Below are 15,376 nucleotides of genomic sequence, written 5' to 3'. Positions count from 1 at the left end.
CCATCGACCACGGCTAGTCTTGGATACCTAGCTCGCTGGCGAGCGCATTCCAGGAGGGAATTCCCATGCCCGCTACACGCCATGGCCAGGATCGCTGGCTGGACCTCAATGACCTGCTGCGCGATCTAGTCGCCCAAGGCCTGCTCAGCCAGCCCGATGCCGAACGTACCCTCGCCGCCCGCCACGACAGCAGCGCCCAGACGCAACACCCGTTGGAATTTATCGCCGCCCAACAATTGGCCGACCCGCGCCTGCCCGGCCAACACCTGGGCCTGGAGCAACTCACCGCGTGGCTCGCCCGCCAAGCGCAGCAGCCGTACCTGCGCCTCGACCCGCTGAGCATCGACGTCGCCGCCGTCACGCCGCTGATGTCCTACACCTTCGCCCAGCGCCACCGCATCCTCGCAGTGGCCGTCGATGCCGACGCCGTGACCGTGGCCAGCGCCCAGCCCTACCTCCACGCCTGGGAGGCGGACCTGACCCATGTGCTCAAGCGGCCGATCCGCCGCGTGGTGGCCAACCCTGTCGAGATCCAGCGCCTGACCCTGGAGTTCTACCGCTTGGCCAAATCCGTCAGCGGCGCCAACGACCACACCGGCAACGCCCCGGCCAGCTTCGAGCAACTGCTCAACCTGGGCGCCAACGACCAGGAACCGGACGCCAACGACAGCCATATCGTCAATATCGTCGATTGGCTGTTCCAGTACGCCTTTGCCCAGCGCGCCAGCGATATCCACCTCGAGCCGCGCCAGCAGCAGGGCAGCGTGCGCTTTCGCATCGACGGCATCCTGCACACCGTCTATCAGTTCCCGCCCCACGTGCTGATGGCCGTGGTCAGCCGCCTCAAGAGCCTGGGGCGGATGAACGTCGCACAAAAGCGCCAGCCCCAGGATGGCCGGGTCAAGACCCGCACCCCCGAGGGCAGCGAGGTGGAGTTGCGCCTGGCCACCCTGCCCACCGCATTCGGCGAAAAACTGGTAATGCGCATCTTCGACCCCCAGGTGCTGCTCAAGGATTTCGAGCAACTGGGCCTCGGCCCCCAGGACCTGCAACGCTGGCAGCCGATGATCCGCCAGCCCCACGGCATCATCCTGGTCACCGGCCCCACCGGCTCGGGCAAGACCACCACGCTCTACACCACCCTCAAGCAGTTGGCGAACAGCGAAATCAACCTGTGCACCATTGAAGACCCGATAGAAATGGTCGAACCGGCCTTCAACCAGATGCAGGTGCAGGCCAACATCGACCTGACCTTCGCCAGCGGCATCCGCGCGCTCATGCGCCAAGACCCGGACATCATCATGATCGGTGAGATCCGCGACCTGGAAACCGCTGAAATGGCGATCCAGGCCGCGCTGACCGGACACCTGGTGCTCTCCACCCTGCACACCAACGATGCACCCAGCGCCATCAGCCGCCTGCTGGAGCTGGGTGTGGCGCCTTACCTCATCCGCGCGACGCTGCTGGGAGTCATGGCTCAACGCCTGCTGCGCAGCCTCTGCCCGCACTGCAAGCAGCCCTTGAGCCTGGAGCCCCTGGCCTGGGACAACCTGGTGCAACCCTGGCAAATGCCGGTGCCGGACGGCGCCCACCGCGCCGAAGGCTGCCTGGAATGCCGGCACACCGGCTACCGCGGGCGCGCCGGAATCTACGAAATCATGCCCATGAGCAACGCCCTCAAGGCCCTGGTGCATACCGACCTCGACCTGCTGGCCCTGCGCCGCCAGGCGCTGAAGGAAGGCATGCGCAGCCTGCGCCTGGCCGGTGCGCAAAGCGTTGCCCGGGGCCTGACCACCCTGGAAGAAGTGCTGCGGGTCACGCCCCAGGCCGAACCGGCGACGGGCGAAGCCGAGGGCTTTTGTGTGGCGGGATGATGCTAGCCGTATGAACGGGTTCTTCTGCTTTAAACACCTCGCTACAATCACACCCCTCGCGTGCACTTGATTAAAACTTGAACAGGGAACGGTTATGCAAATCGGTACAGTGCTTCTGCTTTTCGTCGGCTTGGCCATCGCCATCGTCTTCATGGGTTTCAAAGTGGTGCCCCAGGGCTACCAATGGACCGTCGAGCGCTTCGGCCGCTACACCAACACCCTCAAGCCAGGCCTGAACATCATCATCCCGGTCATGGACCGCATCGGGCGCAAGATCAACGTCATGGAAAGCGTGCTGGACATCCCGCCCCAGGAAGTCATCACCGCCGACAACGCCACCGTGCAGATCGACGCCGTGTGCTTCTTCCAGGTGGTCAACACCGCCCAGGCCGCCTACGAGGTGAACAACCTCGAACACGCCATCCGCAACCTGCTGCAAACCAACATCCGTACCGTGCTCGGCTCCATGGAGCTGGACGCCATGCTCAGCCAGCGTGACGGTATCAACGAAAAACTGCTGCGCACCGTCGATGAAGCGACAGCGCCGTGGGGCATCAAGATCACCCGGATCGAGATCAAGGACATCAGCCCGCCCGCCGACCTGATGGCCGCCATGTCCGGGCAGATGAAAGCCGAACGGGTCAAGCGCGCACAAATCCTCGAAGCCGAAGGCCTGCGTGCCGCCGCGATCCTGACCGCCGAAGGCAAGAAGCAGGCGCAGATCCTCGAAGCCGAGGGTGAACGTCAGGCAGCATTCCTCGAATCCGAAGCCCGCGAGCGCCAGGCCGAAGCCGAAGCCCGCGCCACCCAGGTGGTGTCCGAAGCCATCGCCACCGGCAACGTGCAAGCGATCAACTACTTCGTCGCGCAAAAGTACATCGATGCCCTGGGCAAACTGGCCTCGGCCAACAACAGCAAAGTGATCCTGATGCCACTGGAAGCCAGCCAGGTGATTGGCGCGGTGGGCGGCATCGGCGAGATCGTCAAGGCCACCTTCGACAGCAAGAAGGCCTGAGGCCAACGCCATGTGGGAATTCCTGCAACAACTGTCGTTCTGGGACTGGCTGGCGCTGGGCACCGTGCTGTTGATCCTCGAAGTGTTCGGTGCCGGCGGCTACCTGCTGTGGATCGGCCTCGCCGCCGCCGCGGTTGGCGTGCTGACGTTCCTGATGCCCGAGCTGTCCTGGGAAATGCAGTTCCTGTTGTTTGGCCTGCTCTCGGTGCTGACCGCCCTGTACTGGTGGCGACGCCAGCGCAGCGCGGTGCGCGCCAGCGACCAACCCAACCTCAACCTGCGCGGCCAGGAACTGATCGGCCGCACCTTCACCGTGCATGAAGCCATTACCGGCGGGCGCGGCAAGATCAAGGTCGCGGACAGTGTGTGGATGGCCAAGGGCCCGGACGCACCCGTCGGCGCCCAGGTGCGAGTTATCGCACAGGATGGCGTCATTCTTCAGGTAGAACGCATCGACTGATGGCAACGGAACTCCACTGGGCTATTGGGCATCAAACCCTTCAGATAACCCAGCTGGAGTCACCCATCATGCGTCTCAAAATTGCTGTCGCCACCCTTGCCCTGCTGTCCCTTCCTGTCGGTTCGGCAATGGCCGACAGCTTCTGGCGTAACGTCATTTCCTCAGGCGCCACCACTGGCTCCACCTACCTGACCTTCAAGGATCACAAGCTGATCGTCGCCGCCCAGGATGACGCCGGCAGCTTCGTGGCCAGCGACGGTGGTATCCGCGGGCCGTACCTGGAAGCCGCCATGCAGAAAGTGCGTGCCGACAACCCAGGCCTGGCCGCCACAGACATGGAACTGGCAAACGCCATCCTGGCCAAGAACGCCGTCGCCGAGTAAACCCGCGACACCCGATGAAAAAAACCGCTCTCGATGAGCGGTTTTTTGTGCCTGGCGGTAATCCTCCAGCGGCACACAGGCGCAGAACAAATGGCGGTCGCCCGGTTCACCGTCGGCCAGTACTTGTGGGCCCTGGCGTGGGGCGATGCAGCGCAGCCCAAACAACCTAGTAATAAGCGGGCCCGCCCGCGCCCGGCGGCAAAATCGTCGCCGGGGCCTGCGTGCAAAAAGCAAAAAGCCCCGACAGGTCGGGGCTTTGGGGTGCCGCGTGGGGCTTACTCGCCGAGAACGGCTTTGTAGCCAGCAGCGTCCAGCAACTTGTCCAGCTCACCTTTGTCGCTCGGCTTGAGCTTGAAGATCCACGAATCATAGGGCGCGCTGTTAAGCAATTCAGGCTCGCCAGTGAGCGCCTCGTTGACCGCGATCACTTCGCCGGCCACCGGGGCATAGATATCGGAAGCGGCTTTCACCGACTCAACGACACCGGCCTGATCGCCCGCCGCGAACACCTTGCCGATTTCGGCCAGCTCCACGAACACCACATCGCCCAAGGCTTCCTGGGCGTGGTCGCTGATCCCGACGGTCACCGTGCCATCAGCTTCCAGGCGGGCCCATTCGTGACTTTCAGCAAACCGTAGATCGACAGGGATATTGCTCATATTCGGTGTCCTCAAGAAGAAATGTCAGCGGCTGATACCCGCCAATAGGGAGTTAGATCAAGGCTTTGCCGTGCCGCACAAACGTGGGCTTGACCACACGAACCGGATACCACTTGCCACGGATTTCCACTTCGCCACGGTCAGCGGTCGCCATCGGCACGCGGGCCAGGGCAATCGACTTGCTAAGCGTAGGGGAGAAACTACCACTGGTGATCTCACCTTCGCCAACATTGGCGATGCGCACCACCTGATGGGCACGCAGAACACCGCGTTCTTCCAGCACCAGGCCCACCAGTTTGGTCGCCACGCCAGCGGCTTTTTCGGCCTCTAGGGCGCTGCGCCCGATGAAATGACGGCTGGCCGGCTCCCAGGCGATGCTCCAGGCCATGTTGGCCGCCAGCGGCGAGACGTCCTGGTGGATGTCCTGCCCGTAGAGGTTCATGCCGGCCTCCAGGCGCAGGGTGTCACGGGCGCCAAGGCCGATGGGGGAAATGCCGGCGCCCACCAGGTCGTTGAAAAACCCCGGGGCCTGGTCGGCCGGCAGGAGGATCTCCAGGCCATCCTCGCCGGTGTAACCGGTGCGGGCGATGAACCAGTCGCCATCGGCGTGGCCTTCAAAGGGCTTGAGTTGCTGGATCATGGCGGCGCGGGGCTGGCTCACCAGTTCGGCGATCTTGTGCCGGGCATGGGGCCCCTGGATCGCCAGCATCGCCAACTCGGTACGCTCATGCAGTTGCACCTGGTAGGCGCCCAGTTGCGCGTGCATCCAGGCCACGTCCTGGTCGCGGGTCGCGGCGTTGACCACCAAGCGGTAACCCTCGTCGAGACGGTAGACGATCATGTCGTCCACCACGCCGCCACGCTCGTTGAGCATGGCGCTGTACAAGGCAGAGCCGGTGCTGTGCAGGCGTTCGACGTCATTGGCCAGCAAATGCTGGAGCCACGCCTTGGCCTGGGGGCCGGCGACGTCGATCACGGTCATGTGGGATACATCGAAAACCCCGCAGTCACGGCGCACCTGGTGGTGCTCCTCGACTTGCGAGCCGTAATGCAAAGGCATATCCCAACCGCCAAAATCGACCATCTTCGCGCCGAGGGCGAGATGAAGGTCATACAGAGGCGTGCGCTGTCCCATGGGTTTCTCCTTCCGGGCGTGGCGAAGGTGCGCGGGCGCTGTGCTGGCAAAAGCCCCGCAATACAGGGCTTGCGACGGCTTTCAGCGACCCGGCCGGTCAGGCGGACCGCACCGAATGCGGCGCATTGTAGCCGCAAGGTGTAGGACTAGCACCTAGCCCGTTCGATGCGCCGAGCGGCGGATCAATCCGATCACCGGTAACAGGCCGACCAAAACCAGGGTCAGGGCCGGCAACGACGCCCGCGCCCACTCGCCCTCGCTGGTCATCTCGAACACCCGCACCGCCAGGGTGTCCCAGCCGAACGGGCGCATCAGCAGGGTGGCGGGCATTTCCTTGAGCACATCGACGAACACCAGCAGCGCCGCACTCAGGGTGCCGGGCAGCAACAACGGCAGATACACTTTGAAAAACAGTCGCGGCCCACTGACACCCAGGCTACGTGCCGCTTCGGGCAATGACGGGCGGATTCGCCCCAGGCTGTTCTCCAGCGGCCCGTAGGCCACTGCGATAAAACGCACCAGATACGCCAGCAACAGCGCCGCCAGGCTGCCCAGCAGCAATGGCTTACCGGCACCGCCCAGCCAGGACGAGGCCGGGATCACCAGCACGCGGTCCAGGTAGCTGAACGCCAGCATGATCGACACCGCCAGCACCGAACCCGGCAAGGCGTAGCCCAGGTTCGCCAGGCTGACCCCGGAACGAATCGCCCGGGTCGGCGCCAGGCGCCGGGCGAAGGCCAGCACCAGGGCCACGCTGACGGTAATCAACGCAGCCATAGCGCCCAAGTACAGGGTGTGGCTGATAAGGGCGGCGTAGCGTTCGTCGAGGTCGAGGCGCCCGCGTTGCCAGAACCACACCAGCAATTGCAGCATCGGGATGACGAACGCACAGGCGAACACCAACAGGCACCAACCGCTGGCGGCCAGGGCCTTGAAACCGCGCAGGTGATACAGCGCCTTGCCCCGCGGGCGCTCGTTGCTGGCGCGGCTGGCGCCCCGGGCGCGGCGTTCGCCATAGAGCACCAGCATCACCGCCAGCAACAGTAGGCTGGCCAGCTGAGCGGCGCTGGAGAGGCTGAAAAAGCCGTACCAGGTCTTGTAGATGGCCGTGGTGAAGGTATCGAAATTGAACACCGACACGGCGCCGAAATCCGCCAGGGTTTCCATCAGCGCCAGCGCCACCCCCGCGCCAATGGCCGGGCGCGCCATGGGCAGGGCCACGCGCCAGAACGCTTGCCACGGCGATTGGCCGAGCACCCGCGCCGCTTCCATCAGGCCCTTGCCCTGGGCCAGGAACGCCGTGCGCGCCAACAGGTAAACGTAGGGATAGAACACCAGCACCAGCACCAGGATCACCCCGCCGGTGGAGCGCACCCGCGGCAGGTGCAGGCCCGTGCCGAACCACTCGCGCAGCAGGCTTTGCACCGGCCCCGAGAAATCCAGCAGGCCGACAAAGACAAAGGCCAATACATAAGCGGGGATGGCGAAGGGCAGCATCAATGCCCAGTCCAGCCAGCGCCGGCCGGGGAACTCACAGAGGCTGGTCAACCACGCCAGGCTCACCCCCAGCAGCGTCACACCCACGCCCACCCCCAGCACCAGCGTCAGGGTGTTGCCCAGCAGGCGCGGCATCTGGGTTTGCCACAGGTGCGACCAGATCTGCGTATCGACCGACTGCCACGACAGCAGCAGCACACTCAGCGGCAGCAACACCAGCGCGGCGACGGCAAAAACCAGGGGATACCAGCGGCGTTGGGCGGGATGGGCCAAGAAAAAACTCTCTCAGAGGGCGGACTGGGGAGCGGCACAAAACACTGTGGGAGCGAGCCTGCTCGCGATACGCATGGCTCAGTCAACCAAGGTTTCGGCTGACTGGCCGCTATCGTGAGCAGGCCCGCTCCCACACGGGCATTACGCTGCGCTACAGATTGTACTCAGTTCCAGCCAGCGCGATCCATCAGGCGGATGGCTTGCGCCTGGCGCTTGCCGGCGACTTCCACGGGCAGCGAATCGGCGGTGAACTTGCCCCACCCCGCCACTTCGGCGGACGGTGCCACGGCCGGGTTGGCCGGGAATTCCTGGTTCACGTCGGCGAAGATTTTCTGCGCTGGGGCGGTGGTCATCCACTCCACCAGGGCCTTGGCCGCTGCCGGGTGCGGCGCGTGCTTGGTCAGGCCGATGCCCGACAGGTTCACGTGTACGCCGCGATCAGCCTGGTTGGGCCAGAACAGTTTCACGCCCAGGTCCGGCTTCTGCTTGTGCAGGCGCCCGTAGTAGTAGGTGTTGACGATGCCCACGTCGCACTGCCCGGCGTTGATCGCCTCCAGTACCGCGACGTCGTCAGAGAACACATCGGTAGACAGGTTGTTGACCCAGCCCTTGATGATTTCCTCGGCCTTGGCCTCGCCGTGGGTTTCGATCAGGGTGGCGGTCAGCGACTGGTTATAGACCTTTTTCGCGGTGCGCAGGCACAGGCGCCCTTCCCACTGTTTATCGGCCAGGGCTTCGTAGGTGGTCAGTTCACCGGGTTTGACCCGCGCGGTGGAGTAGGCGATGGTCCGCGCCCGCAGGCTCAGGCCGGTCCAGGCGTGGCTGGACGCACGGTATTGCCTGGGAATGTTGGCGTCGATCACCGGCGAGGTGAACGGTTGCAGGATGCCCATCTGCTCGGCCTGCCACAGGTTGCCGGCGTCAACGGTGAGCAGCAGGTCGGCGGTGGCGTTTTCACCCTCGGCCTTGATGCGCTGCATCAGCGGCGCTTCTTTGTCGGTGATGAACTTGATCTTGACCCCGGTTTCCTGGGTGTAGGCGTCAAATACCGGTTTGATGAGTTCGTCGATGCGCGAGGAGTAGACCACCACCTCGTCGGCCGCCTGGGCGGTGGTGCCAATCAGGGTCAGTGCGAGGGCAGTGAGCAGGCGCTTGGGTGCCAACATGGGAGCGGTCTCTCGTAGTCAGGAGGGGGTCAAATGATAAGGACTCACATTTACGTTCTCAATCGATCACTGAGCCCAGGCGTTACTGGATGTTGCAGGGCCCGCAGTGTCCGCTCAGATATTGCCCACTCAAGCCTTGGCCAGCTCCGGCAGGTCGCCGCTCAGGCCCAGGGCCTGGCGCACGAACAGGGCCTTGGCCTCGGGCATTTGCTCGACCATTTTCAGCCCGGTGTTGCGCAGCCAGCGCAGCGGCAGTTGGTCGGCTTGGAACAGGCGTTCGAAGCCTTCCATCGCGCTCATTAGCGCCAGGTTGTGGGGCATGCGCCGACGCTCGAAGCGGCTGAGGACTTTCACGTCCGCCAGGCGCTCGCCACGGCTGGCGGCGTTGAGCAGCACCTCGGCCAGCACCGCCGCATCGAGAAAGCCCAAGTTGACGCCCTGCCCGGCCAACGGGTGGATGGTGTGCGCCGCGTCGCCGATCAGCGCCAGGCCTTCGGCCACGTAGCGCTTGGCGTGGCGCTGGCGCAGGGGCACGCACAGCCGCCCGTCGGCACTGAGCACCGTGCCCAGGCGTCCTTCAAAGGCGCGCTCCAGTTCGCGGCAAAAGGCCTCCTCGTCCAGGGTCATCAAACGTTCGGCTTCGCTGGGTGTGGTGGACCAGACGATGGAGCACCAGTCTTGCTGGCCATCACGCGTCAACGGCAGAAAGGCCAGCGGCCCGGTGTCGGTGAAGCGCTGCCACGCGGTCATTTGGTGCGCCTTGCTGCTGCGCACGCTGGTAACAATGGCGTGGTGCAGGTAATCCCATTCGCGGGTCGCGCACCCGGTGAGGCGGCGCACGGCGGAGTGGGCGCCATCAGCGGCAATCACCAGGGGCGCGCGCAAGGTGCGGCCATCGGCCAGGGTCAGCAGCCAGTCGTCGCCGGAGCGGCGCATCTGCTCCAGGCGCGCGTTGGCCAGCAGGCCCAGGTCGCAGGCGTGCAGGCGCTCCAGCAAAGCGTCCTGGACCACGCGGTTTTCGACGATATGGCCCAGCACCTCGGCATGCACGCTGGCCGCCGAGAAGTGGATCTGCCCGGTGCCGCTGCCGTCCCACACGTGCATCTGGTTGTAGGGGCTGGCGCGGCGGTGGGCGATGCCGTCCCAGGCGCCGAGGCGTTCGAGAATCCGCTGGCTGGCGGCCGACAAGGCGCTCACCCGTGGCTCGAAGGGGGCCTGGGGGTCGAAGGGTTTGACGCTCAGAGGGCTGCCGTCGATCAACAGCACCTCCAGGCCACTGCCCTGCAACGCCAGCGCCAGGGCGCTCCCGACCATTCCGGCCCCGACAATCAGCAGATCTGCGCGCATGTCCATGCTTTAAGCCTGTCTCGCGGGCGACTTGCGTCGCACCTAAAGGGTTGTAGTGAGCCGCGCCGGCACACGCCGGGCGCGCAACTTAGATATCGGGCCGGGTGCCCAGGCCCATGGCCTGGCGGGCGAACCAGCGTTTGGCGGGCGGCAGTAGGTCGAGGCCCAGCAGGCCAAGGTTGCGGCCAAACGACACCAAGGGTTGGGTGCTGCCGAACAGGCGCGTGACCTGGTCGGAAAAGCCCACGGTGAGCTGCTGATCGAGGCGCTGGCGCTCGCGATAGGCTTGCAGCGTGGGGAAGTCACCCGGTGGCAATTCACTGGCCAGCAAGGCATCGGCCAGGGCCTGGGCATCGCGCAGGGACAGGTTGAAGCCCTGCCCGGCGATGGGGTGCAGGCTGTGGGCCGCGTTACCCAGCACCGTCAGATGGGGCCGCACTTGCTCTTCGGCCTCCACCAGCGTCAGCGGGTAGAGGTGCCGCGCGCCGACGTGCTTGAGGGTGCCGAGGCGGTAGCCGAACACGCCCTGCAATTCGCTCAAGAAACTGCGCTCGTCCAGCTCCGCCAAGCGCTTGGCGTCCATGCCGACGCGGGTCCAGACCAGCGCGCAGCGGTTTTCCGGCAGCGGCAGCAGGGCCATCGGGCCGTCGTCGGTGAAGCGCTCGAAAGCCATGCCGTTATGGGCTTCGCTGGGGGTGACGTTGGCGATCAGCGCGCTTTGGTTATAAGGGCGCTGGCGCACACCGATGCCCAATTGCTCGCGCAGCCCCGAGCGGCCACCGTCGGCCAATACCGCGAGGTCGCATTCAAGGGTGGTTTCGTCGTCCAGGGTGAGGCGATAGCCATCGGCCAGCGGCTCCATGCGGGTGACATGGGCCGGGCACCGCCAACTGATGACGTCCTTGTCCAGGCCCTGCCACAGGCATTGGCCGAGCCAGGCGTTTTCCACCACGTAGCCCAGGGCCGGCACACCTTCTTCCATCGCCGACAGCCGCGCGGTGGAAAACCGCCCGCGGTCGGACACGTGTATTTGCTTGATCGGCTCGGCGCGGCGCGAGACTTCCTGCCACAGGCCCAGGCGTTGGTAGATTTGCTTGGCGCCATAGGACAGCGCCGAGGAGCGGGCGTCATAGCTGGGCTGGTAGCTGTCGCCGGGGGCGAAGGGTTCGATCAGGACGATTTTCCAACCGCGGGCCTTGGCCCCGGCCTGCAACGCCAGCGCCAGGCTCGCGCCCACCAGGCCACCGCCGATGATTGCCAGATGAACGCGGCTCATGCCACAGGCACCCGGGCAGCGGCCATCAAGGCCTCGATGGCGGCGACGGTTTTCGGTACGCCGCCGGTCAGGATTTCACAACCTTGTTTGGTCACTACCACGTCATCCTCGATGCGCACGCCAATGCCGCGCCATTTCTTCGCCACGTTGAGGTTGTCGGGCGCAATGTAGATGCCCGGTTCCACCGTCAGCGCCATGCCGACTTCCAGCACGCGCCATTGCCCGCCTACGCGGTACTCGCCTACGTCATGCACGTCCATGCCCAGCCAATGGCCGGCGCGGTGCATGTAGAACGCCTTATAGGCCTCGCTGGCGATCAATTCGTCCACTTCACCCTGCAACAGCCCAAGCTCCACCAGCCCGGTGGTTATCACCCGAACGGTGGCCTCGTGGGCCTGGTTCCAGTGTTTATTGGGCGCGATCTGGGCAAAAGCGGCCTCCTGAGACGCCAGCACCACTTCGTAAATGGCTTTCTGCTCAGGAGAAAACTTGCCGTTGACCGGCCAGGTGCGGGTGATGTCGCTGGCGTAGCAGTCGATCTCGCAGCCCGCGTCGATCAGTACCAGGTCGCCGTCCTTGAGCAGTGCGTCATTCTGCTGGTAGTGCAGGATGCAGCTGTTGCGCCCGGCGGCCACGATGGAGCCGTAGGCGGGCATTTTCGCCCCGCCCTTGCGGAACTCGTAATCCAGCTCCGCTTCCAGGCTGAACTCGTGCAGCCCCGGCCGACTGGCCTGCATGGCACGGACGTGGGCCTGGGCGGAAATCCGCGCCGCTTCGCGCATCACCTTCACTTCTGCCGCCGATTTATACAGGCGCATGTCGTGGAGCAGATGATCCAGGGCAACGAATTCGTTCGGTGGCTGGGCGCCAAGGTGCGCTTTAGAGCGGATGACGTTGATCCAGTCCATCAGGTGGCGGTCGAATTCCGGGTTGCTGCCCATGGCCGAATACACCCGGTCGCGGCCTTCGATCAGGCCCGGCAGGATGTCGTCGATGTCGGTGATGGGAAAGGCGTCATCGGCGCCAAAGTCGCGGATCGCGCCTTCCTGGCCGGCGCGCAAACCGTCCCACAACTCGCGCTCGGCGTTGCGCTCGCGGCAGAACAGCAGGTACTCACCGTGCACCCGGCCGGGCATCAGGACCAGCACGGCCTGGGGCTCGGGGAAGCCGCTGAGGTATTGGAAATCGCTGTCCTGGCGGTAGACGTGCTCGACGTCGCGGTTGCGGATCGCCACCGCGGCGGCGGGCAGGATCGCGATGCTGTTGGGTTCCATCTGCGCCATGAGCGCCTTGCGGCGGCGGGTGTATTCCGATTTCGGGATATGGATCATGGGCAGACGGGGTTCCCTCTCACGCGGTCAATGCAGCGACGGTTTGGCGGCCGACTCGTCGGTTTTCTTGGTTTCGGTGAACAGCAGCAGCGGCGCCACACGCAGGTATTCCATGACTTCCATGTAGTCGCTCTCGCCGTCATCGGACTCTTCGAGGGCGTCCTGCACCTGGGCGATGGCGGCCAGGTCCTGCAGCACTTCGGTGGCTTCGGTGCTCAACGCGTAGGCGCGGCGGGTCAGGCCGAAACCGGTGAGGAAGCCCTGGCACCATTGGCCCAGCGCAGCGGCACGGTCGGCCAGGGGTGCGTCGTCGGTGGGCAACAGCAGCACAACGGTCATGTCGTCGCCGGTCAGCTCGCCCTTGACCATCTCCTGCAAGCCGATCAGAGCATTGCGCACGTTGTCCTGCGGTTCGCCTTCGAGCAGTTCGGCGGCGTCGGCCAACCAACTGTCGGCTTCAAAGCCCGCGCCGGCGCAACTGCGCCCCAGCAACAGGCCATGCAGTTCGGCAGGCGAGACGGGGTGGCCACTGGTGGTGAGCAGGGTGGCGAAGGCTTGGTACGGGGAATTCTGAATGGGCATGGGCTGCTAGGCGCCAAGCGGCGCTATGTCTAGAATGAAGGGCTTGTATCCTACAACGACAGACTCGCCAAGACCATTAAAGGCTGCCCGGCAGTTGCCGCCCATCAGACACATTTTTAGTGGACACAATGGAAGACACCGACCTGCACGCGCTGATGGCCAGACTCGAATTGCTAATTACCCGAGTCGAGCAACTAAAGAGCCAGAACGGACTCCTATTAGCTCAGGAAAAGACCTGGCGCGAGGAACGCGCGCACCTCATTGAAAAAAACGAAATCGCCCGGCGTAAGGTCGAATCGATGATTTCGCGCCTCAAGGCCTTGGAGCAAGACTCATGAGTTCAAGCAATAGCGTCACCGTGCAGATCCTCGACAAAGAGTATTCCGTCAGTTGCTCCCAGGAAGAGCGCAGCCACCTGCTGGCCGCCGCCCGTTACCTGGACGACAAGATGCGCAAGATCCGCAGCAGCGGCAAAGTCATCGGCGCCGACCGTATCGCCGTAATGGCCGCGCTGAACATCACCCACGACCTGCTGCACAGCCAGGAACGCCCGGACGTGCAGGCCAGCGGCTCGACCCGCGAGCAGGTGCGCGACCTGCTCGACCGTGTCGACCAGGCGTTGTCCAACGACCCGGACGTCAGCAAAGGCTGAATGATGTCACCGCTTGGGGTATACTCGCGCCACTCCCTGGGGTGCTTGCCAGCTGGCGATGTCCCTGAGCCGATTCGCACTACCCTGGAAGTTGCACGTTGGGCTGGTGTGCATGTCCGCTAGACGGAAAGCCTTAAAGCCTACTGCATCTTCCACCTTGAACTTTCGGGTTCAAGGGCTAAGTCGGCAGCGGTTCATCCGGGGAGCCTGAATTCAATCCAATGCCAGTTCTCGCAACTGGCATTGTTTTATCACCGGCATGCCCAGCGGGCGGCCCACCTCGACAGCCGATCACCATGACCGAACCTGCGCCGCTTTCACGCCCGCAACTTCGACGCATGCTGCGCCGAGCCCGCCGCGCCCTCACCGCCCGCCAACAGCGCCGGGCGGCGCACGGGTTGTACCGGCAACTGGCGCAACACCCGGTTTGGCGCCGGGCCCAACATATTTCCCTGTACTTGCCCACCGACGGTGAAATCGACCCGCGCCTGCTGCTGCGCGCGGCCCAGCGGCGCGGCAAGGCCACCTACCTACCGGTACTCAGCGCCTGGCCACGCACGAAAATGGCATTCCAACGCGTTCGCCCCGGCGAAAAGCTCAAGCCCAACCGCTTTCGCATCCTCGAACCGCGGGTCAATGTCGCCCGCCAGCGCAAGGCCTGGGCCCTGGACCTGGTGCTGTTGCCGTTGGTCGGCTTCGATGAAACGGGCGGGCGCCTGGGGATGGGCGGCGGGTTCTACGACCGCAGCCTCGCGTACCTGGCGCGCCGCAAAAGCTGGCGCAAGCCGACGCTGCTGGGGCTGGCCCACGAATGCCAAAAGGTCGAAAAGTTGGATCAGGCCAGTTGGGACGTCCCGCTGCAAGGCACGGTAACCGATCGCAAATGGTACGTGGCGCGGTAGGCGCCTGGGGAGAGGTGGTTCAGCGCTTGAAGCCGGGAGCCTGCTGGGTCACTTCAATCGGCGCATCGACTTTGTTGGCCCACAGGCTCTGTGCATAACCGGTGGTCACGACGCCCAAACCGAACAAAATAACCAAAACCCAGAGCAAATCCGGTTTGCGTTTCATCGATTGCCCCCCTCAAGGCAGATCACACACGATGACAGCATCGGTTTCCGTTTATAGGCCGTGCAGCAGCGTCAAGCTTAAAAGTCCGGCATTCTGCGATAACGTGAACTGACACGCAAACCTTGACGTCAACCGACTGTCGGTTTGTCATAAAATTCGCGCATTTGCCCTTTCAGGAGTGCCCCATGGCCTATTGGCTGATGAAATCCGAGCCGGACGAACTCTCGATCCAGGACCTGGCGAAGCTCGGCCAGACCCGGTGGGATGGCGTGCGCAATTACCAGGCACGCAACTTCTTGCGGGCCATGGCCGCAGGTGACGAGTTTTTCTTCTACCACTCAAGTTGCCCTGAACCGGGCATCGCGGGAATCGGGCGCATTGTCGCAGGCGCCTACCCGGACCCCACGGCCCTCGACCCGCAAAGCCATTACTACGACATCAAGGCCAGCGCCGAGAAAAACCCCTGGAGCGCACTGGACGTGGCCCACGTCGAGACGTTCCCCAAGGTTTTGGGCCTGGGCTACCTCAAGCAACAGGCCGAACTGGCCGAAATGCCCCTGGTGCAAAAAGGCAGCCGCCTCTCGGTGATGCCGGTGACCGCCGCGCAGTGGGCGGCAGTGCTAGCCCTGCGCTGAATGGGCGAGAACTTGCCAGTCAC

Annotated in this window: 17 protein-coding genes, 1 other RNA gene and 1 pseudogene; 9 read left to right on the top strand and 10 right to left on the bottom strand. The window is 64.3% G+C overall.

Annotation, left to right across the window (positions count from 1 at the left end; all coding sequences use genetic code 11):
- The first annotated feature begins 65 nt into the window (after positions 1-65).
- The 4 genes from CKW13_RS11480 to CKW13_RS11465 all read left to right on the top strand — a co-directional run bounded on the left by CKW13_RS11480 (position 66) and on the right by CKW13_RS11465 (position 3,732).
- Positions 66-1,874: a GspE/PulE family protein gene (locus CKW13_RS11480; RefSeq protein WP_095108728.1), complete on the top strand. Its 1,809-nt coding sequence runs from the start codon at positions 66-68 to the stop codon at positions 1,872-1,874.
- 94 nt (positions 1,875-1,968) lie between these two features.
- Positions 1,969-2,889 carry an SPFH domain-containing protein gene (locus tag CKW13_RS11475; protein ID WP_095108727.1) on the top strand — a complete coding sequence of 307 codons (921 nt, stop codon included), beginning with the start codon at positions 1,969-1,971 and terminating at the stop codon, positions 2,887-2,889.
- A gap of 10 nt (positions 2,890-2,899) precedes the next feature.
- Positions 2,900-3,349 (top strand): NfeD family protein, encoded by a 450-nt coding sequence (locus tag CKW13_RS11470; protein ID WP_095108726.1) that lies wholly within the window; start codon positions 2,900-2,902, stop codon positions 3,347-3,349.
- A gap of 68 nt (positions 3,350-3,417) precedes the next feature.
- Positions 3,418-3,732 carry a DUF2388 domain-containing protein gene (locus CKW13_RS11465; protein ID WP_095108725.1) on the top strand — a complete coding sequence of 105 codons (315 nt, stop codon included), beginning with the start codon at positions 3,418-3,420 and terminating at the stop codon, positions 3,730-3,732.
- Positions 3,733-3,783: 51 nt separating this feature from the next.
- Here CKW13_RS11465 and CKW13_RS25005 read toward each other — a convergent pair.
- From CKW13_RS25005 to CKW13_RS11425, 9 genes and pseudogenes are all read right to left on the bottom strand, one after another.
- A pseudogene (locus tag CKW13_RS25005) lies at positions 3,784-3,878 on the bottom strand (hypothetical protein); the annotation flags it as partial.
- A gap of 129 nt (positions 3,879-4,007) precedes the next feature.
- Complete coding sequence (gene gcvH, locus CKW13_RS11460; protein ID WP_095108724.1) at positions 4,008-4,391, bottom strand: glycine cleavage system protein GcvH; 384 nt, start codon at positions 4,389-4,391, stop codon at positions 4,008-4,010.
- A gap of 52 nt (positions 4,392-4,443) precedes the next feature.
- Positions 4,444-5,526: a glycine cleavage system aminomethyltransferase GcvT gene (gene gcvT, locus CKW13_RS11455; RefSeq protein ID WP_095108723.1), complete on the bottom strand. Its 1,083-nt coding sequence runs from the start codon at positions 5,524-5,526 to the stop codon at positions 4,444-4,446.
- 153 nt (positions 5,527-5,679) lie between these two features.
- Positions 5,680-7,296, bottom strand: coding sequence for an iron ABC transporter permease (locus tag CKW13_RS11450; protein WP_095108721.1), 1,617 nt, complete (start codon positions 7,294-7,296; stop codon positions 5,680-5,682).
- A 164-nt stretch (positions 7,297-7,460) separates the two neighbouring features.
- Positions 7,461-8,462, bottom strand: coding sequence for an extracellular solute-binding protein (locus tag CKW13_RS11445; RefSeq protein ID WP_095108719.1), 1,002 nt, complete (start codon positions 8,460-8,462; stop codon positions 7,461-7,463).
- Between the two features lie 129 nt (positions 8,463-8,591).
- Positions 8,592-9,809 (bottom strand): 2-octaprenyl-3-methyl-6-methoxy-1,4-benzoquinol hydroxylase, encoded by a 1,218-nt coding sequence (locus CKW13_RS11440; protein WP_176465100.1) that lies wholly within the window; start codon positions 9,807-9,809, stop codon positions 8,592-8,594.
- Between the two features lie 88 nt (positions 9,810-9,897).
- A complete protein-coding gene (gene ubiH, locus CKW13_RS11435; RefSeq protein WP_095108717.1) occupies positions 9,898-11,085 on the bottom strand; it encodes a 2-octaprenyl-6-methoxyphenyl hydroxylase in 1,188 nt (395 codons plus the stop codon).
- Positions 11,082-12,416 carry a Xaa-Pro aminopeptidase gene (gene pepP, locus CKW13_RS11430; RefSeq protein WP_095108715.1) on the bottom strand — a complete coding sequence of 445 codons (1,335 nt, stop codon included), beginning with the start codon at positions 12,414-12,416 and terminating at the stop codon, positions 11,082-11,084. The genes ubiH and pepP overlap by 4 nt, the downstream gene beginning before the upstream one ends.
- Before the next feature lie 27 nt (positions 12,417-12,443).
- On the bottom strand, positions 12,444-12,998 hold the full coding sequence (locus CKW13_RS11425; protein ID WP_095108714.1) for a YecA family protein: 555 nt from the start codon (positions 12,996-12,998) through the stop codon (positions 12,444-12,446).
- A 128-nt stretch (positions 12,999-13,126) separates the two neighbouring features.
- Between CKW13_RS11425 and CKW13_RS11420 the strand changes: the two genes are divergently transcribed.
- From CKW13_RS11420 to CKW13_RS11405, 4 genes are all read left to right on the top strand, one after another.
- Positions 13,127-13,336 (top strand): TIGR02449 family protein, encoded by a 210-nt coding sequence (locus CKW13_RS11420; RefSeq protein ID WP_017125437.1) that lies wholly within the window; start codon positions 13,127-13,129, stop codon positions 13,334-13,336.
- The gene (locus CKW13_RS11415; protein WP_095108713.1) at positions 13,333-13,650 is read left to right on the top strand and encodes a cell division protein ZapA; all 318 of its coding nucleotides are present in this window, start codon (positions 13,333-13,335) and stop codon (positions 13,648-13,650) included. Before CKW13_RS11420 ends, CKW13_RS11415 begins: the two co-directional genes overlap by 4 nt.
- A gap of 30 nt (positions 13,651-13,680) precedes the next feature.
- A non-coding RNA gene (gene ssrS, locus CKW13_RS11410) (6S RNA) lies at positions 13,681-13,859 on the top strand.
- A gap of 87 nt (positions 13,860-13,946) precedes the next feature.
- Positions 13,947-14,552: a 5-formyltetrahydrofolate cyclo-ligase gene (locus tag CKW13_RS11405; protein WP_095108712.1), complete on the top strand. Its 606-nt coding sequence runs from the start codon at positions 13,947-13,949 to the stop codon at positions 14,550-14,552.
- Positions 14,553-14,571: 19 nt separating this feature from the next.
- Here the strand turns inward: CKW13_RS11405 and CKW13_RS24445 are convergent, their stop codons facing one another.
- A complete protein-coding gene (locus tag CKW13_RS24445; protein ID WP_095108711.1) occupies positions 14,572-14,718 on the bottom strand; it encodes a hypothetical protein in 147 nt (48 codons plus the stop codon).
- A 185-nt stretch (positions 14,719-14,903) separates the two neighbouring features.
- Between CKW13_RS24445 and CKW13_RS11395 the strand changes: the two genes are divergently transcribed.
- On the top strand, positions 14,904-15,353 hold the full coding sequence (locus CKW13_RS11395) for an EVE domain-containing protein (RefSeq protein ID WP_095108710.1): 450 nt from the start codon (positions 14,904-14,906) through the stop codon (positions 15,351-15,353).
- The last annotated feature ends 23 nt before the right edge of the window (positions 15,354-15,376 follow it).

It is taken from the genome of Pseudomonas sp. Irchel 3E20 (genome assembly GCF_900187645.1).
In the GTDB taxonomy this organism is placed as follows: Bacteria; Pseudomonadota; Gammaproteobacteria; order Pseudomonadales; family Pseudomonadaceae; genus Aquipseudomonas.
The sequence above is the reverse complement of the archived record's forward strand: the minus strand, read 5'-3'. Positions and strand labels throughout refer to the sequence as shown.

Coding starts and splice junctions, on each gene's coding strand:
- ubiH (WP_095108717.1), bottom strand. CDS start 11,085: ATGAGCCGCGTTCATCTGGCAATCATCGGCGGTGGCCTGGTGGGCGCG.
- CKW13_RS11405 (WP_095108712.1), top strand. CDS start 13,947: ATGACCGAACCTGCGCCGCTTTCACGCCCGCAACTTCGACGCATGCTG.
- CKW13_RS11420 (WP_017125437.1), top strand. CDS start 13,127: ATGGAAGACACCGACCTGCACGCGCTGATGGCCAGACTCGAATTGCTA.
- gcvH (WP_095108724.1), bottom strand. CDS start 4,391: ATGAGCAATATCCCTGTCGATCTACGGTTTGCTGAAAGTCACGAATGG.
- CKW13_RS11465 (WP_095108725.1), top strand. CDS start 3,418: ATGCGTCTCAAAATTGCTGTCGCCACCCTTGCCCTGCTGTCCCTTCCT.
- CKW13_RS24445 (WP_095108711.1), bottom strand. CDS start 14,718: ATGAAACGCAAACCGGATTTGCTCTGGGTTTTGGTTATTTTGTTCGGT.
- CKW13_RS11475 (WP_095108727.1), top strand. CDS start 1,969: ATGCAAATCGGTACAGTGCTTCTGCTTTTCGTCGGCTTGGCCATCGCC.
- gcvT (WP_095108723.1), bottom strand. CDS start 5,526: ATGGGACAGCGCACGCCTCTGTATGACCTTCATCTCGCCCTCGGCGCG.
- CKW13_RS11425 (WP_095108714.1), bottom strand. CDS start 12,998: ATGCCCATTCAGAATTCCCCGTACCAAGCCTTCGCCACCCTGCTCACC.
- pepP (WP_095108715.1), bottom strand. CDS start 12,416: ATGATCCATATCCCGAAATCGGAATACACCCGCCGCCGCAAGGCGCTC.
- CKW13_RS11440 (WP_176465100.1), bottom strand. CDS start 9,809: ATGCGCGCAGATCTGCTGATTGTCGGGGCCGGAATGGTCGGGAGCGCC.
- CKW13_RS11395 (WP_095108710.1), top strand. CDS start 14,904: ATGGCCTATTGGCTGATGAAATCCGAGCCGGACGAACTCTCGATCCAG.
- CKW13_RS11445 (WP_095108719.1), bottom strand. CDS start 8,462: ATGTTGGCACCCAAGCGCCTGCTCACTGCCCTCGCACTGACCCTGATT.
- CKW13_RS11480 (WP_095108728.1), top strand. CDS start 66: ATGCCCGCTACACGCCATGGCCAGGATCGCTGGCTGGACCTCAATGAC.
- CKW13_RS11415 (WP_095108713.1), top strand. CDS start 13,333: ATGAGTTCAAGCAATAGCGTCACCGTGCAGATCCTCGACAAAGAGTAT.
- CKW13_RS11470 (WP_095108726.1), top strand. CDS start 2,900: ATGTGGGAATTCCTGCAACAACTGTCGTTCTGGGACTGGCTGGCGCTG.